We start from the raw sequence: 21,049 nt of genomic DNA on the forward strand, positions 1-21,049 counted from the left end.
CCGGACGGCCGGCACCGCCGATATCGACCGGATCCGGACATTGGTCCGCGCGTCATACGCCAAATGGGTCCCGGTGATCGGCCGCGAACCCTGGCCGATGACGGCCGATTACGCCCGCGCCGTGCGCGAACACCGCATCGACCTTCTCCTGCGGGGCGAAGACCTGGCCGCGCTCATCGAGATGATTCCCCGCGACGACCATCTGCTGATCGAAAACGTCGCCGTCTCCCCAGCCTTTCAGCGACAGGGCCTCGGACGCACGCTGATGGCCCACGCCGAAAACGTGGCGTCCACGCTGGGCCATAACGTGATCCGGCTCTACACCAACCAGCGCTTCGCCGAAAACATCGCCTTCTACCGCCGCCTCGGCTACACTATCGACGCCGAGGAACAATGGCATTCCGGTGTCATCGTGCATATGCACAAGTCGATCAGACACCGAGGCCAGGGCAAACCCTGATTCGAATCGCGATGGCGGCAAGCGCTATATCCACGAGTACAACCGATCCTCCAGGCCCTTCGTCTGGACCAGGACCGCTAAAACCATCATCGATATAGTCACTCGTATCCCTGTAGAGCTTCCGGATGAGTCAGGGCAACAGCGCCTATTCAGCCTGTCGGAAGGGCATACCGCGCACAGACCTCGTTGCCGATCAGATCCCTGAGATAGGCAAGAAAAACGGGACCGGCCGCGGCATCTCGCGCGCGGCCTCGCCGGGATCACCGAGATGGATCAGGTTCTGCGCTCGCACGCGCGTATCGTTCATACCGAGTTTTAGGCCGTATATCTGATACATGGCGCTTATTCCCCACTCACCGGACCGACTGGACGCGAGGGGAGGCGAGCAGGGATATCGCCGATGCCACTACGGGGAGCGAAAGAAGAGCCCAGGCAGTTCCGTAGCCAACGTCGGCAGCAAGAATGCCGAACAGGTATGGCACGACCGTCATCGCCATCATGCACGTCATCCACGAAAGGGCGACGGTCGCGCTGGCCGCTCCGGCGTGTGATAATTCAGCTACCTGAAGGATGAAAAGGGGGAACCAGCCGATCGCGGTCAGACCCAGGGCGCCCAGGACGGTGACTTCGGCAATCCAGCTCGATCCGCTCGGCAGGAGCGTCAAACCCAGCAGCGACACCACGCCGCCAAGCATGCATACACCCAATGACAGGAGGCGGCGCCCCGGGAAGATCCTGTCGGACAGCCAGGGGATCAGGACACGACTCGGCATCCCGACAAACTGCGCAATTGCGAAGATCGATGCCGCGGCAACTATGGAGACGCGGAGTTCCGTGGAGATATAGGGGATGGCGTAAGTCGTGATAGTGAACTGGAAGGCGGACATCACGATGCCGGCAACCGTCAGGCGAAGGAAGCCGGGGGTGGAGCAGATCCACCCGACGATGGCCCTGAAGGGAACTTCCGCTCCGCGGGCCACCCGGAGCGAGGCGTCGTACTTCTCCCGGTAGAACCCCCAGAACAGGGCACCGCTGACGATGCTGACTGCGCCCTGCGCAACGAAGGCAGCGCGCCAGGATACGTGCGCAGCAAGAAGGGGGAGCGTAGACGCAGCTATAAACGTTCCCGCGGGAACCGCAGCTTGCCGAAGTCCAGTCGCCACCCCCCTCTCCTTTGGGGGAAACCAGCTGATGATTGCCTGCGTGCCGCCCGGCTGGACGGCGGCGTAGAAGGCGCCCACAGCCACAATGAGGACAAGCAATTCCACGAAATTCGTGGCGAAGGCTGCACCGAGCAGGACTAGCACTCCGCAAATGATCTTGGTCGAAGACACGACCACCCGCTCGCCGTAGCGGTCGATTAGGCGCCCAAGGTGCATCATGGTCAGGATCTGGCCGCCATTCAGCGCGGTGACCCCAAGCGCCGCCGTAGCCGTGGAGACATGAAAGGCTTCTCTCCAGAACGGCACGAGAGTGTAGAATCCTTGAGCAACCACCGAACCGGTGACTTGCGTCAAGACAGCCAGAGTTAGGATAACCCAGCGATAATGGTCCGTCTTCACCCGTGGGCCATCAACTTCGGCGGGTTCGACCCCAACATGTCGACGAGCGACGCCGTCCATAAATATGCTCCAGTCTTCAGTAGTTTATCTTGGGCACCATAGTGAGTCGTGGTTCATTAAAATATCTCCCATTTTTTGATAGCTCTGATAACATCCTGTTATCACTTGCAATGAGAGGCGCCCCCGGTGACACTTGATCTCGACTGGGTCCGGGCATTCTTGCTCGTGTCCGAATATAGGAGCTTCACACGAGCGGCCGACGTCCTTGGAACGACACAGGCGAGCGTCAGCCTCTGCATCAAGAAGCTCGAGCAAAGGCTGGAGCACCGCCTCTTCGAAAGAAGTCCCAGGAAAGTCCGCATGACGAGCGCCGGTCAGCGTTTCCTGCCATCGGCTAGGAACCTACTCGAGGCGCACTGCATCGCCGTCGGCTCACTGACCGATTGCAAGCCCAGGATCTCGATTGGCATCACACATCACTTGGTCGGACAGCAGCTTCCTCTGGTCATCCAGCAGCTCAGGCGTCCTGAGCCGGCCATAGACGTCGAGGTGAGGTTGTCCTCCAGCCGAGACCTTCTCGCCTCGTTCGACGCCGGTGAATTGGATAGCGTTATTATTCTGCGTCACGATGAGCTTCGAAGAGACTGCGAAGTGATCCACCGGGCGAGCTTCCACTGGGTGACCTCACCGGCCTTCTCTTGGGACCGCGAGGGGAGCCTGCCAATCGCGACGCAAGGCGAGGGCTGTCGCCTGCGCAAGATGACCGTCGATATGTTAGACGAGGCCGGCATCATGTGGCGGGAAGTCTTCGTCGGCGGCGGGTCGATGGCCATCTCGACGGCAGTCGCATCCGGCATGGCAGTCGGGGCTATGGCGCAGCATGTCGCTCCATCGGGAGTGATCGACGTACAGGCAACCTATCGGCTTCCCAAATTGCCGCAACTCGACATAGTGATGTTCTCGCACGTCTCAGATAGCCGCAGCCTAGCCACCCTCCGGAAACTCATCGCGGCTTTCCAGACATGCTTCGTCTCAGTGCCCATTTCAGAATGTTCATGCGATTAGACGGGCGATGCACATGCTGAGACAAATCATGGCGTCGGATATAATGCCGGGCCATAACGTGATCCGGCTCTACACTAACCAGCGCTTCGCCGAAAACATCGCCTTCTACCGCCGCCTCGGCTACACTATCGACGCCGAGGAACAATGGCATTCCGGTGTCATCGTGCATATGCACAAGTCGATTGCACCATCGGGTTCGGCGTAGTTTCTGTTCTTTTTTGAAAAAAAGAACCAAAAAACTTTTGAACGTTGGGGGATTATTTGCCGGACACACGCAAATCCCCAAAACGGACAAAAGTCTTTTGGCTACTTTTACATCCTATCGCGCCGCCGCCCGTAAATGCGGCCGCCGCCGGTCCCACAGCCGCATCCCCCGCAGCGCCAGGTCCGCCATCGCCGGCAGCAGGCGCGGCTGCATCAGGTCCGGGTCGAATTCCTTCATCCGCCGCGCATTTTCGCGATAGCAATCCTCGACGAATTGCTGGAACGAAAAATCGTCCAGAAACACATTGGCCTGCGTCACCGCGAAATCGCGCCCGTCATTGGGCTGCTGCCCGCGCCGCACCATCGCCAGCAATCGTCCCAATGCGCGCCCATAGAACCGCGTCGATTTCAGCGCCCGCCGCACCGCGCCCAGTCCGCGCCTGCGCTCGCGCCACGCCATGTAATTGATGAAGAACACGATATGCCGCGTCTCTTCGAACATCAGGATGTCGAAGATCTCGAACAGCTTTTCGGGCAGGAAGTGCGACTGCCGCGCATTCTTGAACGCGCCGAAGCCCAGGAACGCATCCAGGCATTCGCCGAACCCGAAATCGATGAACGCCGTCTCCAGGTCGTCGGGAAAGGTCTCGATCGGCTGCTCGGCGGCATCGATCCCGTACCGGTCGATCATCACGCGGATCAGCCTGGCATGCCGCGCTTCCTCCACCCCCTGCAGCGCCACGGCCTCGCGCACCACCGGATCGTCGATCCGCGGGGTAAAGGCCGCGACGATCGCCCCCGCCCGGCGCTCGGTGTGATACACTTCCTGCCAGAACGGAATGGTGCGCAATCGCGCCAGTTCCTCCTCCGTCAGGTCGGGCCAGGGCAGCGTCTCGGGATCGAACACCTGATGCGTGTCGATGAACTGGCGGCAGAACAGGTCCTTATGGAGTTCCGACCCGGCCTCGATCGCGCTCACGCCGGCTGCTCCACCAGCGAATCCCCCGACGGCTTCTTCAGGAACATCCGGATGAACCGCGCCAGGTTCGGCGCCAGCTTCGGCCGCGCCAGGCGCGGGTCATAACCCGAAAACCGCCGGTCATTCTCCGACAGGCACAGATCGATCAGCTCGCGCAGGCTCACATCCATGTTCGCGACGTCCTTGGCGCCCGTCACGGTAAAATTATTGTCCTGCTCCTGCACGTTGCCGTCCGCATCCATCGTGCGCGCCAGCCCGACGCGCTCGTACGCCAGGAACACCCACACCGCCAGCACACGCAGTTCGAACCATGGCCGCTGCCAGGCCGGCATGGTGGCGCGGTGCCAGGCCAGCCAGTTGGCGAACAGCAGGATATGCCGGCATTCCTCCTGCATCACCGGCTCGAACGTCTCGATCAGCTCGGGCGGAAAGAACCCCGAACGCTGCGCCAGCGCAAACAGGCCGAAGGCGAAGAAACTGTCCACACATTCCGAAAAACCGGTGACAAGATAGGCCCATTCCGTATCGCGCGGCTCGATGTAGGGCGGCTCCGGCGCCATCTTGATGCCGTACGCCTCGACCAGCTTCGACAGCACCTCCTTGTGGCGGTTCTCCTCCCACGCGTTGCGCGAAATCGCATCCTTCATGTCCGGATCGTCGATCATCCGGGCATAAGCCGCCATCCGCAGCCGCGCCTTGCCCTCGGTCTGCACCGCGATGTCCCAGATCGGCAGCGACGTCACGCGCTTCAGCGTCTCGGGCTCCAGCTTGGGCCACGCGATCACCGACGGCTTGTACGGGTTGAAGGTGTCGCGGAACATCTCCGCCACGGCACGCTTGTGCTCGGCGCTGCCCGGCTTCAGCGGCCCGGGCACCGGGCTCGACCAGTGGCGGGCATTGAAATCCGCCTCGGCAACGCTGCGCGGCGCGGCATCGGCCAGATTCCGCGCTTCCGGCAGGGAGGTATAGATATCGCTCAGAGAACTCATCGTACACACGCTCGCTGATCGGACCGGCCTCCCCTCCGGCCGGAGGAGGAGGCCGCCGTTCCTCGGCGCCCCGCCCCGCATCACGGGACGCGGGGCGGTCCTGGTCGGTTATCGAATATCGGAGAGGTTGGAAATGACCCGGCTCACCAGGCCATAGGCGATCGCCTCTTCGGCCGACATCCAGTAATTGCGGTCGGTATCCTTGCAGACCTTGTCATAGGGCTGCCCGGTCTCGCGCGCGAACAGCCGGTTCAGCCGCTCGCGCATCTTCACGATCTCCCGCGCCTCGATGTCGATGTCGGTGGCCGGTCCCCGCACCCCGCCCATCGGCTGATGCAGCAGGAAGCGCGTATTCGGCAGGCAGAAACGCCGCTCCGCATTGCCGGCGGCAAAGATCAGCGCGCCGGCCGATGCCACCCACCCCGTGCCGATCACCCGCACCGGGGCCACCGAATCGACGAAGCGGATCATGTCATGGATCGTGTCGCCACTCTCCACATGCCCGCCGGGCGAATTGATATAGACGTCGATCGGATGCTCCGACGCCCCCGCCAGCGCCAGCAGCCGCCCGGTCACGTCGCGCGCCAGCTTGTCGTTGATCGCCCCGAAGATCAGCACCTTGCGCTGCTCGAACAGCCGGCTTTCCAACTCGCTGATCGGCGAGGACAGCGTCTTGTTGTCGCCGGGCTCCTTCGGTTCCGGGCCAGGGGGTTCGGGGATGTCGGGGCCATCCGGCTCCTCGTCATCCATCCGGATACGGTCCTTCGGCTGCATGCCGTTCATCATTCTCTCCCTGTATCCAGGACTGGTCTGCATCATCGTTCTATCCTGCGCCGCCTTCGTGCCGGTGCCAAGAGTGTGTTTGGCACCCCGTCCCTCCGTCCCCGCCGCGGCCTCTCTCTCGCTAAACCCGTCGCGCCGGGCTAGAACGGCCCGACAGGCAGGGCGCGGCACGGCGCCGCGAACGGATATGGAGAGAAGATGGGTATGAACGCGCCGCCGCCAAGACACCGCGTCCAGCACGCGGCGGCCACCGCGATTTCCCCCGCCGGCCCGTCGAAATCCCTCCTGCCGAAATCCCTCCTTCTGGGGACCGTCCTGCTCGGCCTGGCCGGCTGCGGCCATCGCGACGCGTTCGACGCCACGATGGATTGGTGGCACCAGTACGAAGGCGGGGCGATCGCCCGCCAGCGCCCCCCGCCGCCCGGCGCGCACGATCCCTATCCGGCGGTCGGCCTCACCCCCACCACCCCGCCCGTCGTGCCCTCGGCCACCCTGCGGCAGAGCGTCACCGAAAACCTGGTCGAACAGCGCAACCTGGCCCACCGCCAGGGCGCCGAAATCGGCGCGCTGACCATCGCCACCCCCCCGTCGCCGACATCGGCCAACCCGCCCCCCGCCAACGCCCGCGCCGGCGCCCCGCCGGCCGCCCCGGGCACGCCCCCTGCCGCGCGCCCCGCCCCGCCGGGCGTCTCCTCGGCCATGCTCGCAGCCGCCGAAGCCCCGCCGCAACCGGCACGCCCACCCGCGCCGCATGCCGCATCGACGGCCGCGCCGGCCGGTGAGACAGGCACTGGTGAGACAGGCACTGGCGAGCCCCTGCTGGCCATGCCCGAAGTCGGGGAGAATGTCGGTGGCCTGGGCGGCAAGGCCCCGCCTCCCCCCGCGCCGCTGCCCGCGATCCCGGCCGCCCCGCCGGCTCCGCCGCAATTCCCCGGCTTCGCGGTCCCCAGCGACATCGACCTGCCCACGCTGCCGCATCCGGATTACGCGCTGGCCGACCTCGCCGGCACGCGCATCCGCTTCCCCGCCGGCAACGACCAGCCGCAGCCCGGCCAGGACGGCACGCTCCACCAACTGGCCGGCCAGGCCCAGGGGCGCCCGGTCTATGTCCACGGCTATGGCGAGGCCGCGTCCACCGACCCGGCCGAACAGACCCGCGCCACGACCCTCGCCCTGCTGCGCGCCCGCGCGATCGCCGACAGGCTGGTCGCCGACGGCGTGCCCGCCGGCACGATCCGCCTGCGCGGCCATCCGTTCGGCGACGGCGCCCGCATCAGTTTCACGCAATAATCCTCAACCCGGCCGATCCATTCCGCAATAAACGATCTGCGGCCGCGCCTCGGCGCGGTTGCCTGCCGGGCGGCGGCGTCGTTATATCTGCGCATGGCCGGGGCACGTCCCCGCCAGTCGCGCCCGCGCCGCCCGAGCAGGCGGCGCGAGACGGCGTTTCAGACCTCAGATCCGGGAGCGGAACCACGCGCCCGGACGGATATTCACGAGCCACCCATGACCGAAGAATTCCACCGCATCCGCCGCCTGCCGCCCTATGTCTTCGCCGAGGTCAACAAGGCCAAGGCCGCGGCGCGAGCCCGGGGCGAGGACATCATCGATCTGGGCATGGGCAATCCCGACACCCCCACCCCGCCCCATATCGTGCAGAAGCTGGTCGAAACCGTCGCCGACCCGCGCAGCCACCGCTATTCCGTCAGCCGCGGCATCCCCGGCCTGCGCCGCGCGCTCGCCGGCTATTACGCCCGCCGCTTCGACGTGCAACTGGACCCCGAGACCGAGGTGATCGCCACCCTGGGCTCCAAGGAGGGCCTGGCCAACCTTGCCGCCGCCATCACCAGCCCGGGCGACACCATCCTGGTGCCCAACCCCTCCTACCCGATCCACCAGTTCGGCTTCATCATCGCCGGCGCCTCGGTGCGCTCCGTCCCCGCCACGCCGGACGAGGACATGCTGCGCGCCCTCGACCGCGCCGTGCGCCATTCGGTGCCCAAGCCCACCGCGCTGATCGTCAATTTCCCCTCCAATCCCACCGCCTACGTCGCCGATCTCGATTTCTACCGCGAGCTGGTGGCCTTCGCCCGCCGGCACGAGATCTGGATCATGTCCGACCTCGCCTACGCCGAAATCTATTTCGGCGACCGGGTGCCGCCCTCGATTCTCCAGGTCCCGGGGGCCAAGGACATCGCCGTCGAATTCACCTCGCTGTCCAAGACCTATTCCATGGCCGGCTGGCGCATGGGCTTCGCGGCCGGCAATCCCCGCCTGATCACCGCGCTGACCCGCATCAAATCCTATCTCGACTACGGCGCCTTCACCCCCATCCAGGTCGCGGCCGTCGCCGCCCTCAGCGGCCCGCAGGATTGCGTCGACGACATCCGCACCCTCTATCGCGAACGGCGCGACGTGCTGATCCGCGGCCTGCACGCCGCGGGCTGGGACGTCCCCTCGCCCGAGGGCTCGATGTTCGCCTGGGCCCCCCTCCCCCCGCAATTCCGCGCGATGGGCAGCGTCGATTTCTCCAAGCTGCTGCTCCGCGAGGCCGGCGTCGCCGTCGCCCCCGGCCTGGGCTTCGGCGAATATGGCGATGATTTCGTGCGCATCGGCCTGGTGGAGAACACCCAGCGCCTGCGCCAGGCCACGCGGGCGATCCGCCAGTTCATGACCCGCCACGGAGTAAACGTCCCGCCCCCCCGCCCCGAGGCGCGCCAGCCGGCTCCCACGCCGGCGCATTAGGCCCAATCCGCGCGCCGCCAGGCGGCGCCGGATCACATTTTCGGGCGCGGCCCCGCCGCGCCCCTCGACAAAGACAGGACGACAGGTGAACCAGAAGACCATGAGCGCGGACGGCAAAGGCGGACAGGCGGGAGGGGACATCACGCCGCTCAGGATCGGCGTCGCGGGGCTGGGCACCGTCGGCGCCGGCCTGGTCAAGCTGCTGCGCGCCAACGAATCGATCGTGGCCGACCGCGCCGGCCGGCCGATCGTCGTCACCGCCGTCGCCGCCCGCGACCGCACCCGCGACCGCGGCATCGACCTTGCCGGCCTGACCTGGCACGACGACGCCCTGGCCCTGGCCCATGACCCCGACATCGACGTGGTCGTCGAACTGATCGGCGGTGCCGAGGGCATCGCCCGCCGCCTGGTCACCGCAGCACTGCAGGCCGGCCGGCCGGTGGTCACCGCCAACAAGGCGCTGGTCGCGATCCACGGCGCCGAACTCGCCGCCCTGGCCGAACGGGCCGGCGTCCCCCTGACGTTCGAGGCCGCGGTGGCCGGCGGCATCCCGGCGATCAAGGCGGTGCGCGAGGGCCTGGCCGCCGACCGGCTGGTCCGCGTCGGCGGCATCCTGAACGGCACCTGCAACTACATCATGACCGCGATGCGCGAGAGCGGCCGCGCCTTCGCCGACGTGCTGGCCGAAGCGCAGGCGCTGGGCTATGCCGAGGCCGATCCCTCGACCGACGTCGACGGCATCGACGCCGCGCACAAGCTCGCCATCCTGGCCGGCCTCGCCTTCGGCCGCCCGGTCGCCTTCTCCTCGGTGCATGTCGAGGGCATCCGCGCCATCGACGCGCTCGACCTCACCTTCGCGCGCGAACTCGGCTACCGCATCAAGCTGCTCGGCCTCGCCCGCCGGCGCGAGGACGGGATCGAGGCCCGCGTCCATCCCTGCCTGGTGCCCGAACGCGCGCCGATCGCCCAGGTCGACGGGGTGTTCAACGCCGTGGTGGCCGAGGGCGCCTTCGTCGGCCGCCTGATGCTCGAGGGCCGCGGCGCCGGCGAGGGCCCGACCGCCACCGCCGTGGCCGCCGACCTGATCGACATCGCCCGCGGCAACGCCGTGCCCGTCTGGGGCCGCAGCACCGACGGCCTGACCCAGGTCGAGGCCCTGCCCCGCACCGCGTTCAACGAGGAATATTACCTGCGCCTGAACGTCCATGACCGCCCCGGCGTGATCGCCGACGTCACGGCCGTCCTGCGCGATTACGGCGTATCCCTGCGCAGCATGCTGCAGCACGGGCGGGCCGCGTCCGACGATCCGACCGTCGCCGACGCGCCCTCCGTGCCGCTGGTCCTGGTCACGCACCGCACGCGCGAATCCGCGATGATCGAGGCCCTGGCCAGGATCGCAGCCCTGCCGGCGGTGATCGGCGACCCGGCGATGATCCGCATCGAAGCCGGCTGACCCCACCACCGCTCCGCGTTTGGGGGGCGATCGCGCCCCCTGGAACGGCCGGCACCAGAACCGGCCAGAACGAGAGGATTAAGCGATGACGTCCAAACCGAATGCCGGCTACCAGGTCACCGACCGCAACCTGGCCCTCGAACTGGTCCGCGTGACCGAGGCCGCCGCCATGGCCGCCTCCCACTGGACCGGCCGCGGCCGCAAGAACGAGGCCGACGGCGCCGCCGTCGAGGCCATGCGCCAGGCCTTCGACACGGTCGCCATCGACGGCACGGTCGTGATCGGCGAGGGCGAGATGGACGAGGCCCCGATGCTCTTCATCGGCGAGAAGGTCGGCGCCGGCGGCCCGGCGATGGACATCGCCGTCGATCCGCTCGAGGGCACCAATCTCTGCGCCAAGAACATGCCCAACGCCCTGACCGTGGTCGCGCTGGCCGAGGCCGGGAATTTCCTGCACGCCCCCGACATCTACATGGAGAAGATCGTCGTCGGCCCCGACCTGCCGGCCGGCGTGGTCGACCTCGACGCCGCGATCGGCATCAATCTGCGCGAACTCGCCCGCGCCAAGCGCAAGGACATCTCCGAACTCACCCTCTGCGCCCTCGAGCGCGAACGGCACGAGGAACTGATCGCCAAAACGCGTGAGGCCGGGGCCCGCGTCATGCTGCTCAGCGACGGCGACGTCGCCGCCGCCATCGCCGCGTGCCTGCCCGACAGCCGTGTGGACATCTATGCCGGTTCGGGCGGCGCGCCCGAGGGCGTTCTGGCCGCCGCCGCGGTTCGCTGCGTCCACGGCCAGATGCAGGGCCGCCTTTTGTTCGAAAATGACGAACAGATCCGCCGCGCCCGCGAAATGGACCCCGGCCAGGATCCGTCGCGCAAGCTCGGCCTCTACGACATGGCCAGGGGCGACGTGCTGTTCTCCGCCACCGGCGTCACCTCCGGCCCCCTGCTGCGCGGCATCCGCCGCGACGGCAAGCGCGCCGTATCCCACTCCATCGTCATGCGTTCCAAGTCCGGAACGATCCGTTTCGTCGAGGGACACCATGATTTCACAACCAAGACCTGGAGCGCCAACTGACCCCGCCTGACACCGCGCTGCTCCCCCCCAGGGACGACCTCACCGTCCTTGGGGTGGACTCCAGCCTCAGCGGCCGCCGCTGGCGCTGGCGCGACCCCGCCCTCGCCGACGCCGGCGGCCGCATCGGCCTGATGATCGCCCAGCAGGCGGGCGTCTCCGACCTGGTCGGCCAGATGCTCGCCGCCCGCGGCCTCGACGGACGCGCCGCCGCCGCCTTCCTCGACCCGACGCTCCGCGCCCTCATGCCCGATCCCTCGGCGCTGCAGGACATGGATGCCGCCGCCGATCGCCTGGCCCACGCCGTCCGCCACGGCGAAACGATCGGCATCTTCGGTGATTACGACGTCGACGGCGCCTGCGCCGCCGCCCTCATCACCCAGTTGCTCCGTGATTTCGGCTGCCCCGTCGTCACCCATATCCCCGACCGCATGACCGAAGGCTACGGTCCAAACGGTCCAGCCCTCGACAGCCTGCTGGCCCGCGGCGCCACGCTGGTCGTCTGCGTCGATTGCGGCACCGCCGCAAGCGACGTCCTCGCCACCCTCGCCGGACGCGCCGACGGTATCGTCCTGGATCACCATAAGGTCGAGGGCGCCGTTCCGCCGATTCTCGCCACCGTCAATCCCAACCGGCTGGACTGTACCTCCCGCCAGAGCGGCCTGTGTGCCGCGGGCGTCACCTTCCTCACCGCCGTCGCCACAGTACGCGCCCTGCGCCGTGCCGGCTGGTTCGCGACCCGACCCGAACCCGACCTGATGGGGTTCCTGGATATCGTGGCCCTGGCGACCGTATGCGACGTCATGCCGCTGACCGGTTTGAACCGCGCCTTGGTCACCCAAGGCCTGAAAATCATGAGCCGCCGCCGCCGCGTCGGCCTTGATGCACTGCTTGAAATCGCCGGGGCGCGCGAGCCGCTATCGGCCTTCACCTGCGGCTTCGCGCTCGGCCCACGCATCAACGCCGGCGGCCGAATTGCAGAATCCAGCCTGGGGCTGGAATTGCTGCTTTGCACCGATCCAGCCGAAGCCCGCCGTCTGGCCGAGCGGCTGGACGCCATCAATCGCCGACGCCAGACGGTCGAAAGCGCCATCCTGGACCATGCGATCGACGAAGCCGCAATCCAACGCGCCGCCGGCCGTGCCGTGCTGCTACTCTCCGGCCGCGACTGGCACCCCGGCGTGGTGGGCATCGTCGCAGGACGGATCAAGGAACGCTTCAACCGTCCGGTGCTTGTCGGCGCGGAACTCGAGGACGGCACCGTCAAGGGGTCGGGCCGCTCGGTCGCCGGCATCGATCTTGGAACAGCCATCATCGCCGCGCGCCAAGCCGGCATATTGACGACGGGCGGCGGACACGCGATGGCAGCCGGCTTCTCGCTGCCCAATGACAATATCGAGGCGCTGCACAACTACCTTGATCATCGTCTCGCTCACGCAGCCAAGCTGCCTGATGCAGTCGAGATGCAGATCGAAGGTATGGTGCATGTCGCCGCAGCCACCACCGAACTGGCAACCGATATCGGACGTCTCGCCCCATTCGGAGCCGGCAACGACGAACCGCTTCTGGCCGTCCCCCGTGCGCGCGTGGTGCGCTCGGACCGCATCGGACGCGAGGGCGACACACTGCGCGTGCTTGTTGAAGGCGAAGGTGGCGGTCCTCGCCTGAAGGCCCTGCTATTCCGCACTGGTGAGCATCCGGCAGCTTCCGCGCTGTTGGAAGACCGCAATGCACCCCCATTACACCTCGCCGGCTGGCTACGTGCAGAACACTGGAACGACCGGGTCACTGCCGGCTTTTTTATCCGTGACGTGGCAGTTGCCGAATCATAACCCCAATCTGTACACAAGACACTTGACCCCCCGCTCTACCCACGATAGGAAGCCGCCCAAGCCTTTTGTCCCATTCGTCTAGAGGCCTAGGACACCGCCCTCTCACGGCGGCAACAGGGGTTCGAATCCCCTATGGGACGCCACGGCTCTAAGCCATTGATTTTTAACGACAATTCGGAAGCGTTTTCTCGCTGGTGGCACTAGTCAGTAGCACCATGGGGACGCCATTTGTCTACGCCATACATCCATCGCCGGGGCCACTATCCCGGCTGGTATCTCCGGGTCCATGTCCCTGCCGACTTGAGGCGGTTTGTCGGTCATCATATCGTCCGTGGCCTGGGCACGTCTGACCGCAGGCGCGCCGCAATTCGGGCAACGGAGACCGTCAGCCGCCTTATGTCCACATTCGATGATTTCCGGCGCCAGGTCTGGCGGCGGGCTAATGAGATGATGGCCGCCGAGGGTGTCGTCAGCGCCGCCGACCGGACCGAGATTCTGACTGCCGCCGTGGCCGAATGGGTGGCGAGCAGCCTACACGTCGCCGCCAGTCAGGACGTGGCGGCGGTCAACACACTCGCCCCACGGGTTCGGGCGGCCATCCTGCAAATCGTGGACGCCGGGACCGCACCGGCAGACAGGGCCGCCCTGGTCGGTCAGTATCTCGGGGATGACCCGCAGGCCCCAGCAATACCAGAAGGCCCGGCACCGCTGCCCATTTCCCAGCCTGTCCCGCAGCCAGTTCCGGCTCAGCCCCCGCCGGCTCCGCGCGGGTCATCCAAGCCGTGGCCAGCCTTCATCGAAGATTTCCTGGCGAAGAAGCCGGGCATCGGTGAGAAAACCCGGAAATCATACAGAGCGGCCCTTGGCGACCTTGAGAAGCATATGGGGCCGAAGAAGGCGCGGGATGTTACCCTTTCCGACCTTCAGCGTTTCATCGACCATCTGGAAACCCGGCCAAATATGCGGGGTGGTGTTCTAAATCGAGATAGCATCATTCGGCAAAAGAGCCATGTTGTGACATATTTCGATTGGTGCATGGGGCGGGAGTATTTACCCGAAATCAATCTCAAGCGCATTCAAGTCCGCGACCGGACAGAGAAAGAAAAAAATGGGACGGCTCGGCGTGCGTTCACTGAATCCGAGCTTGCCTTCATTTTCAGGAGCCCTCTCTTCTCTGGCTACGAATCACACGAAAGCCGGTCAACACCCGGAGCCTGCCGAGACAAGATAAGCGATTACTGGTTCATACTGGTAATGGCGATGACCGGTGCGCGGCATGGAGAGCTTGCCTACTCCCCGGCGGCACTGACAAAGCTGGGGGACGTGTATTGCGTCAATGCCCTACACGCGACGAAAACCCGACAGAGCAAGCGGCTCATTCCGGTAATCAAGGATTTGGAGAAGACGGGCTTCATTGATTACGCGAGGCGGATGGAGCGGAATGGGGGGCTCCTGTTCCCTATCCCGCCGCACAACGGCAAGGAAGCAAAGGATGTGCCGCAGGCGTGGTCCAAGCGACTGAACCGGTATATCGACGATATCGGGCTGACCGGCCCGGATTTGGTCGGTTATTCATTTCGGCATGCCTGCCGTCAGATGCTTCGCGCCGGGGCCATCGGTGACGAATTGATGAACAAGGTTTTCGGCCACGCCAGCGGCACGGTCGGCAGCAACTATGGCAAGCATTTGTCCGCGCAAGAGGCGCGATTGGCATATGAGAACGTGAGTTTTGCCGCAGACCTCTCGCACCTGAATCGTTGAGCGTCGCCGTTAATTTGCCTGAATATGCCTGACTCAACAGTTATTTTGTGGCGATTGCTATTTATTGTTGCAATTTGAGCCAGTGTGTGCGATATTGCTTGAGTTACGGATGGTCGATGTGCGGCGCACGCTGACTGCTCCGGGGTGAACGTAAACAGACGATAGGCAGCGGGTGCAACGCCCGTGCCGAAGAGGCCGGCATCGGAGGGGGAAGCCCCCGAAGATAAGCTCAGGGGGTGGAGGGACCGGGAGAACCGAACCTCGATAAGCTAGCAATAGCTCCCTGAAGTTACGGCAAAGAAGACCCCCCCGGTGTAGCAGCACCTCTCTTTTCATATGAAAGGAGGGTGCGCCATGCTGTCCGCGCCCCAAATTCAATCAGAATCTATTACGCTGACCGCCGATGAAGCTGCGCGCCGAATTGGTGTTAGCGCGCATATGCTATGGCGGTTCAGGTCTGGAAACGAAGGCCCCCGCTATATCCGCATCGGTCGGCGCGTGCTGTATCGCCCCGCCGATGTGGATGCATGGCTTGCAGAGATGGCGGTCGTGCGGGCTGATGCTCTCGCCCATAATAAGAAGCGCGGTCGCCCCACGAAGGCCGAAGCCGCTGCCCGTCGCCAGCAGGCGGAGGGCTGAGCGATGCAACTTTCATATGATTCCAGCCGCCGGATGTGGCTTGCGGAAACCACATATGACGAGGGCTGGATGCCGAAGGGAGAAGGCTTCAAGTGGTCCCCGAGCCTGCGTCGCTGGCTGACGACAAGCCCCGAAGTGGCGAAAGAATTAACATACTACGAAGATTGTGAGTGCGATGAGTCAACGCGCACCCACCTGGACGCCACACTTCGCGCAGCCGAAGCCGGGCGCGAAAGGCGTATCGCGGAAAGTCAGGCTACCGATGCCAGAATCTCGGTGCCGTGCGGCGACGGACTTGATTGGATGCCGTATCAGCGGGCTGGAATTGCCTTCGCCCTGAATCCGGCCCGGCACAATGTGTTGCTGGCCGACGATATGGGGTTGGGGAAAACAGCCCAGGCCATCGGCGCAATCAATGGCGATGCTGCAATGCGGCGCATCCTGATTGTATGCCCTGCCAGTCTTACCAGGAACTGGCAACGTGAAATCGAGCGCTTTGGGAACTTCGGGGGCCGCAACCTGACTGTAGGGTTCGCGACCTCGAAGGTTCTCCCCGAGACATCCATTGTCATTGCCACCTATGACCTGTTCAGCAGGTCCAACCCCGTGCAGGCACAAATTCGAGGGGCGGAGTGGGACATGCTCATTCTGGACGAAGCGCATTATGTGAAAAGCCGCGATTCAAAGCGCACGCTGCACATTCTTGGTGGGGGACGGGCGAGGGTTAGGGGCATCAGCGCATCCCGTCGCCTGTATCTAACCGGCACCCCCATCATGAATAGGCCAATCGAACTCTGGCCGCTGATTCATTCCCTGGCACCCGCGCAGTTTCCCCAACTCATGCCATTCGCCAAGCGATATTGCGCGGCACACGAAACGCGGTTCGGATGGGACATGAACGGGGCGTCAAACCTTGATGAACTGCAACGGGTGTTGCGGGAAACTATCATGATTCGACGCCTGAAATCCGATGTTCTGACGGAACTGCCGGAGAAAACCCGTCAGGTCATCGAACTGCCTGCCGACACGGCCATGACGCGACGGGCGCTTGAGGCGGAACGTAAGGCGGCTGGTATTGCATCAGCAGCCAGGGGACGGCTGGCACAGGCGAAGCGGAAGCACGCGGAGGCAATGGCCAAGGTGTCGGCAGGCGACCGGGAGAGGCTCACAAGGCAATATGAGGAACAGGTTGCCGCCCTGCGCCAAGGCGTGCAGGTGGCCTTTACAGAGATTTCCAGGGTCCGTCACGAAACGGCCTTGGCAAAGGTTCCGATGGTCATTGAGGCGGTTCGGGACGCCGTGGAAGCCAGCGGAAAGGTTATTCTGTTTGCCCATCATTCCGATGTCGTGGAGGCACTGGCGGACGGCCTGAGTGACCTTGGGGTGGTATCCATCACCGGCAGCACGCCCCCGGCACAAAGGCAGGGGATTGTTGACAGATTCCAGGCCGACCAGAACGTGAGGGTATTCATCGGGAACATCCAGGCCGCTGGTGTAGGGCTAACCCTAACGGCGTCCAGCCACGTCATTTTTGCCGAATTGGACTGGACCCCATCAGGGATGTCCCAGGCCGAGGACCGGGCGCACAGGCTCGGGCAGCGAAATGCCGTGTTGATTCAGCATATCGTTCTGGAAAAAAGCCTCGACCTGATGTTGGCCCGAAAGTTGGTGCAGAAGCAGCGCATCATTGATGCGGCGTTGAACGGTCAGGGCAGCCAAACTGAGGCAGCAGCAGAAGCCGACGATGAGGATGGCTGGCTTGACGACGACCCAGGGCAGGCGATTGCCGCATGATAACATTGAAATCATGCATTGCGGCACAGGACAATTAGAAAGCCCACCCCCGATAGCCTTTTGCAGAGGCGATGACCGGGAAGTGGGCTTAGTTCGCGACGACGAGCGATGAGTTAAATTACCTTGGTTTCGGCCTGGTTTTCAACACTCATCGCATATGACGATGGGTGTTTTTCATGGGTGCGGCGCTCCTTGAACCAGACGACCTTTATGAGCCACGTATCATGCCACGGGCTGGCGGGCTTACCTGGACGCTGAACTATATTAAAGTCGTTGGAAAGGACGTGACGCATACGCAGGACTTCCACCGCGCCGACGAATTGACCACCTTCCTGGATTTTGCGCAGGGGCAAGAGGACATGTATATGTCCCAGGCCTTCTTTTCCCGCTATAGCAGGCGGACCGAACACGTCGCCGCCTTCACGCACACATGGGTTGACCTTGACATCTACAATTCCCCCGAGCCGCTGGACGCGGGGGAACAAGGGGAACATCTGGTCGCATTCTGCGAAGACCACGGCATCCCCACGCCGTCGCTCATCATCGACAGTGGCAGGGGCATCTATTGCAAATGGCTGTTTACTGCCGTTCTGCCCGGCCAGGCTGCCACGAAACTGGTGCGGGTAAACCGTGAACTCGTAAAGAAATTCGGGCCGTGGTTCGTGGACCGGTCAGCCGTTGACGCGTCCCGAATCATGCGCATCGTCGGCAGCATCAACAGCAAATCCGGCAGGGTGGTGCGAATTATCGCCGACACCGGCCATCGCTACGATTTTGACCGGCTGGCCGACGCCGTTCTCCCCATGAGCAGGGCCGACCTGAAAGCCGCACGAGAGGCCATCGCCGCCAGGAAGGCCGAGCGGGCCGCAAAAGAGCAGGTTGTCAGCATCACGCGGGAGCGGGCGCGGCGCGATGGCGAGTGTGCCCCGGCGAAGAAGTCGCCGCGCTCATGGCAATGGGCCGTGCTGGATGATTTGCGAACGCTGGTCCGCCTGCGCTGGGGCGGCGTCGTTCCAGCAGGCCAGCGGGACATCTTCGGTCATATCGGCGCATCCATGCTGGGGCAGATTTTCGAGAACCAGCCGGAGCGGCTATGGGCGGAAATTCAGACCTTTGCCGGGCTGCTGTTGCCCGCTGACTACCGCACCAAAGAACTGCATGGACACAGCAGCACCTTGCTGCGGCGCGTCGAGGAAGGGCGGGGCAGCTATCAATATCGCGCCGAAACCATCATCGACCGCCTGGGCATCACCTCGGCGGAGATGCAGGACATGAAGGTCCTCATCGACCGGGACGAGAAAGAGGGCCGCCGCAGACGGAAGCGCCGCCGGGATGGACGGGCGGACAGGCCCCATGGCACCACCGGCCACGACCGCGCGGAATGGCGGGTTCAGGTTGCGGCAGGCAGCGCGGCCTTTGAGAAGCCGTGGGAAGCGGCAGGCGTGTCCCGTGCGACTTGGTATCGCCAGCAGGCCGTGAAGCCTGCCAGCAGGCGCAGGAAGGGCGGGAAGACACCGACAGCGGCAACGCTACGGCGGACGAAGCTGGTCCTGATGGGCCGGGCACGGGACAAGGCCGCCTTCGGGGAATACATGTACGGGCTTCGGGAATACTGGCAGCAGCGCATTAAGGATGCGGCGGGCAAGGGCTGGGCTGGCGGCAGTCTTGGGAACCTTGAGCTTGCCCTTGAGCTTGCCATGCGTGCCGACTTCGCCCGGTGCGTTGAATACTACAAGGCCGGTGCGGAAGGGAGGCCGGTGAAGAAGCGGAAATCCACTCGACGGCCCCCCGCCCAGGTCGCGACCATCAAGCGTCTCGATGACCGGGAATGGCGGGAATACATGGACGACCTGGACGCCATGATGGAGGTTTTGGCGGCATGAAAAATGAGACTCGGTGGGGCGCTTATATAATTAGCGAAGCTCTGGCCAAGGGCCGACCTTCTATTCGGCGTTCCCCATCCGTTCCTTATTTCGGGAATCCCTTTGACGGCGACCCCTGATAAGTCGTAAAACTCGAATCTTCCGAGTTTCAGGAGTTACGGGCATGGAAGTCACATCGGCGGATTTCATCAAGAGGTACGGCGAACTGGCAGACCGGGCCGTGGCCGAACCCGTCACCATCACCAAGAACGGCCGCAAGCGATTGGTTGTCCTCGGCTTCGATGAGTTTCAGCGTCTCCGGGAACTGGACCGCCGTGCATTCAGGACCGAAGACCTTGCGACCGTTGAGCCAGGACTAGCCAAGGCTCTGGAAGGCTCCGAGATGCCTTCCGGATACGAACATCTGGACGACGAGGTTAAGGGCTGGACTCCTTGATACCCAAGATTCCTGTCCCCGGCCTTGTTATTCGATACACCTACCTGTGGAGCAGGGAACACGAGGAAGGCCAGCCAGAAGGCCGGAAGGACCGACCCAGCGTCGTTGTCGTCGTGGTTCAGTCTCGTGTCCTTGTACTCCCGATAACCCATTCTCCGCCTACGGACGGGGCCGACGCCGTGGAACTCCCGGCCGCCACCAAGACACGCCTTGGCCTGGACGGAGAACGGTCTTGGGTCGTGATATCGGAAGGGAACGCCTTCATATGGCCGGGGCCTGACCTCACGGCTTCTTATGGCATGTTGCCGCCTGCCGTGTTCACCGTCATCAAGACCCGACTCATCGAACGCATGAAGGAGGGAAATCTCCGTCAGGTGCCCCGGTCGGAGTAATGGCCCTACCTCGCCATAATGGAGGTTTTGGCGGCATGAAAAATGAGACTCGGTGGGGCGCTTATATAATTAGCTAAGCTCTGGCCAAGGGCCGACCTTCTATTCGGCGTTCCCCATCCGTTCTACCTCTGCCATGATAGGGTGACCCACCTGGCAATATTCCCTTCTCGGGCAGCAGTGGAAGGTTGTAAAAATGTCTCGCCTAACCTTTGAGGAAGCCGCGCAGTCCTGGTTTGACCATGCGGCTCGACTGGTAAACCTGTGCTATACCGCACTTGCAGAGGCGGAGATGAAAGGCACTCAGAAGGGTTTACGAGACCCTCGGATAGTCAGTGCGGCATTGCTCATCAGGACTACCAGTAACGTCCGGGCGACGTTTGCCCTGCTGGAACAGGCTCTAATCGTTGAGGCGAGAATCATGGCTCGCTCTGCTGTTGAGAACCTTCTGTGGTCTGCTAAGCTGGTTCAGAAGGGGGATGAATTTGTTGACCAGATGATAGCGGATGAACTGAAGAGTCACGACCGGCGGGCAAAGTTCATCATGTCTTCGCTGGATAGTCTGCCGGAGCCGATAGCCGAGATGCTCCAGGAGGTGGTTGGAAGGCTTAAGACGGCTCCGATATCCCCGAAGGGCCTTGTCGCGCGGACGGTTGCCCAGGATAGCGTCGCGGGGCACGCTTACCTCATCTACGCTCAACTTTCAGCAGATGCCGCACATCCTTCCATCGACGCTTTACGTAGATATATAGAGGACGACAGGAAGGACGGGAGCATTACCCTCAATGCTGATTCTGACGTGTCGCATGAGGAACACCTAAGAACGGCATCCTACGCCTGTATGGCTCTTACCGGGGTATGCGTGGCCTTCAATCAGCTTTCTGGCCCAACGGCAGCAGGAGCAGAGCCTTTGACCCGATTAGCCGATGAAGCGTTGCAGCTTGAGACCTTGTCGGGCCTCTGTAATGATATCCATTAGGGCTTATCGGTCGGGCGT

Annotated in this window: 18 protein-coding genes and 1 tRNA gene; 15 read left to right on the forward strand and 4 right to left on the reverse strand. The window is 63.9% G+C overall.

The annotated features are described in order from the left end of the window. The first annotated feature begins 97 nt into the window (after positions 1 to 97). Positions 98 to 460: a GNAT family N-acetyltransferase gene (locus tag QN315_RS08115; protein ID WP_323992817.1), complete on the forward strand. Its 363-nt coding sequence runs from the start codon at positions 98 to 100 to the stop codon at positions 458 to 460. A 353-nt stretch (positions 461 to 813) separates the two neighbouring features. Here the strand turns inward: QN315_RS08115 and QN315_RS08120 are convergent, their stop codons facing one another. Beyond that, positions 814 to 2,082, reverse strand: coding sequence for an MFS transporter (locus QN315_RS08120; protein WP_323992819.1), 1,269 nt, complete (start codon positions 2,080 to 2,082; stop codon positions 814 to 816). Between the two features lie 126 nt (positions 2,083 to 2,208). On the opposite strand from QN315_RS08120, the gene QN315_RS08125 reads away from it, so the two are divergent. Then, positions 2,209 to 3,087: a LysR family transcriptional regulator gene (locus QN315_RS08125; protein WP_408904605.1), complete on the forward strand. Its 879-nt coding sequence runs from the start codon at positions 2,209 to 2,211 to the stop codon at positions 3,085 to 3,087. Between the two features lie 28 nt (positions 3,088 to 3,115). Then, positions 3,116 to 3,292: a hypothetical protein gene (locus tag QN315_RS08130; RefSeq protein ID WP_323992824.1), complete on the forward strand. Its 177-nt coding sequence runs from the start codon at positions 3,116 to 3,118 to the stop codon at positions 3,290 to 3,292. A gap of 114 nt (positions 3,293 to 3,406) precedes the next feature. Here the strand turns inward: QN315_RS08130 and QN315_RS08135 are convergent, their stop codons facing one another. From QN315_RS08135 to QN315_RS08145, 3 genes are all read right to left on the reverse strand, one after another. Then, a complete protein-coding gene (locus tag QN315_RS08135; RefSeq protein ID WP_323992826.1) occupies positions 3,407 to 4,270 on the reverse strand; it encodes a hypothetical protein in 864 nt (287 codons plus the stop codon). Further along, on the reverse strand, positions 4,267 to 5,259 hold the full coding sequence (locus tag QN315_RS08140; RefSeq protein ID WP_323992828.1) for a ferritin-like domain-containing protein: 993 nt from the start codon (positions 5,257 to 5,259) through the stop codon (positions 4,267 to 4,269). Before QN315_RS08140 ends, QN315_RS08135 begins: the two co-directional genes overlap by 4 nt. A 108-nt stretch (positions 5,260 to 5,367) precedes the next feature. After that, positions 5,368 to 6,042, reverse strand: a complete 675-nt coding sequence (locus QN315_RS08145) for an ATP-dependent Clp protease proteolytic subunit (RefSeq protein ID WP_176639376.1) — start codon at positions 6,040 to 6,042, stop codon at positions 5,368 to 5,370. 198 nt (positions 6,043 to 6,240) lie between these two features. Here QN315_RS08145 and QN315_RS08150 point away from each other — a divergent pair, with 198 nt between their 5' ends. The 12 genes from QN315_RS08150 (at position 6,241) to QN315_RS08205 (ending at position 21,031) form a co-directional block, all read left to right on the forward strand. Beyond that, positions 6,241 to 7,332: a hypothetical protein gene (locus QN315_RS08150; protein WP_323992831.1), complete on the forward strand. Its 1,092-nt coding sequence runs from the start codon at positions 6,241 to 6,243 to the stop codon at positions 7,330 to 7,332. A gap of 216 nt (positions 7,333 to 7,548) precedes the next feature. Beyond that, on the forward strand, positions 7,549 to 8,787 hold the full coding sequence (locus QN315_RS08155) for an LL-diaminopimelate aminotransferase (protein WP_176641298.1): 1,239 nt from the start codon (positions 7,549 to 7,551) through the stop codon (positions 8,785 to 8,787). A gap of 100 nt (positions 8,788 to 8,887) precedes the next feature. Continuing rightward, the gene (locus QN315_RS08160) at positions 8,888 to 10,240 is read left to right on the forward strand and encodes a homoserine dehydrogenase (protein ID WP_323993331.1); all 1,353 of its coding nucleotides are present in this window, start codon (positions 8,888 to 8,890) and stop codon (positions 10,238 to 10,240) included. A gap of 85 nt (positions 10,241 to 10,325) precedes the next feature. Then, positions 10,326 to 11,321 carry a class II fructose-bisphosphatase gene (gene glpX / locus QN315_RS08165; RefSeq protein WP_323992834.1) on the forward strand — a complete coding sequence of 332 codons (996 nt, stop codon included), beginning with the start codon at positions 10,326 to 10,328 and terminating at the stop codon, positions 11,319 to 11,321. Positions 11,322 to 11,452: 131 nt separating this feature from the next. Then, entirely contained in the window at positions 11,453 to 13,150 is a 1,698-nt protein-coding gene (gene recJ, locus QN315_RS08170) for a single-stranded-DNA-specific exonuclease RecJ (protein WP_323993333.1), read from the forward strand. A gap of 67 nt (positions 13,151 to 13,217) precedes the next feature. After that, a tRNA-Glu gene (locus QN315_RS08175) sits at positions 13,218 to 13,293 on the forward strand. Between the two features lie 85 nt (positions 13,294 to 13,378). Further along, on the forward strand, positions 13,379 to 14,911 hold the full coding sequence (locus tag QN315_RS08180) for a DUF6538 domain-containing protein (RefSeq protein WP_408904606.1): 1,533 nt from the start codon (positions 13,379 to 13,381) through the stop codon (positions 14,909 to 14,911). 354 nt (positions 14,912 to 15,265) lie between these two features. Next, positions 15,266 to 15,550: a helix-turn-helix domain-containing protein gene (locus QN315_RS08185; RefSeq protein ID WP_323992838.1), complete on the forward strand. Its 285-nt coding sequence runs from the start codon at positions 15,266 to 15,268 to the stop codon at positions 15,548 to 15,550. Between the two features lie 3 nt (positions 15,551 to 15,553). Next, positions 15,554 to 17,344, forward strand: a complete 1,791-nt coding sequence (locus tag QN315_RS08190; protein WP_323992840.1) for a DEAD/DEAH box helicase — start codon at positions 15,554 to 15,556, stop codon at positions 17,342 to 17,344. A 176-nt stretch (positions 17,345 to 17,520) separates the two neighbouring features. After that, on the forward strand, positions 17,521 to 19,227 hold the full coding sequence (locus QN315_RS08195; protein WP_323992842.1) for a hypothetical protein: 1,707 nt from the start codon (positions 17,521 to 17,523) through the stop codon (positions 19,225 to 19,227). Between the two features lie 163 nt (positions 19,228 to 19,390). Then, the gene (locus tag QN315_RS08200) at positions 19,391 to 19,663 is read left to right on the forward strand and encodes a type II toxin-antitoxin system prevent-host-death family antitoxin (RefSeq protein ID WP_323992844.1); all 273 of its coding nucleotides are present in this window, start codon (positions 19,391 to 19,393) and stop codon (positions 19,661 to 19,663) included. A gap of 585 nt (positions 19,664 to 20,248) precedes the next feature. Then, the gene (locus QN315_RS08205; RefSeq protein WP_323992846.1) at positions 20,249 to 21,031 is read left to right on the forward strand and encodes a DUF5677 domain-containing protein; all 783 of its coding nucleotides are present in this window, start codon (positions 20,249 to 20,251) and stop codon (positions 21,029 to 21,031) included. Positions 21,032 to 21,049 lie beyond the last annotated feature (18 nt).

The sequence above is a fragment of the Nguyenibacter sp. L1 genome (assembly GCF_035199985.1).
GTDB lineage: Bacteria > Pseudomonadota > Alphaproteobacteria > Acetobacterales > Acetobacteraceae > Gluconacetobacter > Gluconacetobacter vanlangensis.

Bases quoted from the DNA above. Each gene is read 5' to 3' on its own strand.
- QN315_RS08115 (WP_323992817.1), top strand. From the start codon at position 98: ATGACGGCCGATTACGCCCGCGCCGTGCGCGAACACCGCATCGACCTT.
- QN315_RS08120 (WP_323992819.1), bottom strand. From the start codon at position 2,082: ATGGACGGCGTCGCTCGTCGACATGTTGGGGTCGAACCCGCCGAAGTT.
- QN315_RS08130 (WP_323992824.1), top strand. From the start codon at position 3,116: ATGGCGTCGGATATAATGCCGGGCCATAACGTGATCCGGCTCTACACT.
- QN315_RS08140 (WP_323992828.1), bottom strand. From the start codon at position 5,259: ATGAGTTCTCTGAGCGATATCTATACCTCCCTGCCGGAAGCGCGGAAT.
- QN315_RS08145 (WP_176639376.1), bottom strand. From the start codon at position 6,042: ATGAACGGCATGCAGCCGAAGGACCGTATCCGGATGGATGACGAGGAG.
- QN315_RS08150 (WP_323992831.1), top strand. From the start codon at position 6,241: ATGGGTATGAACGCGCCGCCGCCAAGACACCGCGTCCAGCACGCGGCG.
- QN315_RS08155 (WP_176641298.1), top strand. From the start codon at position 7,549: ATGACCGAAGAATTCCACCGCATCCGCCGCCTGCCGCCCTATGTCTTC.
- QN315_RS08160 (WP_323993331.1), top strand. From the start codon at position 8,888: ATGAGCGCGGACGGCAAAGGCGGACAGGCGGGAGGGGACATCACGCCG.
- glpX (WP_323992834.1), top strand. From the start codon at position 10,326: ATGACGTCCAAACCGAATGCCGGCTACCAGGTCACCGACCGCAACCTG.
- recJ (WP_323993333.1), top strand. From the start codon at position 11,453: ATGATCGCCCAGCAGGCGGGCGTCTCCGACCTGGTCGGCCAGATGCTC.
- QN315_RS08185 (WP_323992838.1), top strand. From the start codon at position 15,266: ATGCTGTCCGCGCCCCAAATTCAATCAGAATCTATTACGCTGACCGCC.
- QN315_RS08190 (WP_323992840.1), top strand. From the start codon at position 15,554: ATGCAACTTTCATATGATTCCAGCCGCCGGATGTGGCTTGCGGAAACC.
- QN315_RS08195 (WP_323992842.1), top strand. From the start codon at position 17,521: ATGGGTGCGGCGCTCCTTGAACCAGACGACCTTTATGAGCCACGTATC.
- QN315_RS08200 (WP_323992844.1), top strand. From the start codon at position 19,391: ATGGAAGTCACATCGGCGGATTTCATCAAGAGGTACGGCGAACTGGCA.
- QN315_RS08205 (WP_323992846.1), top strand. From the start codon at position 20,249: ATGTCTCGCCTAACCTTTGAGGAAGCCGCGCAGTCCTGGTTTGACCAT.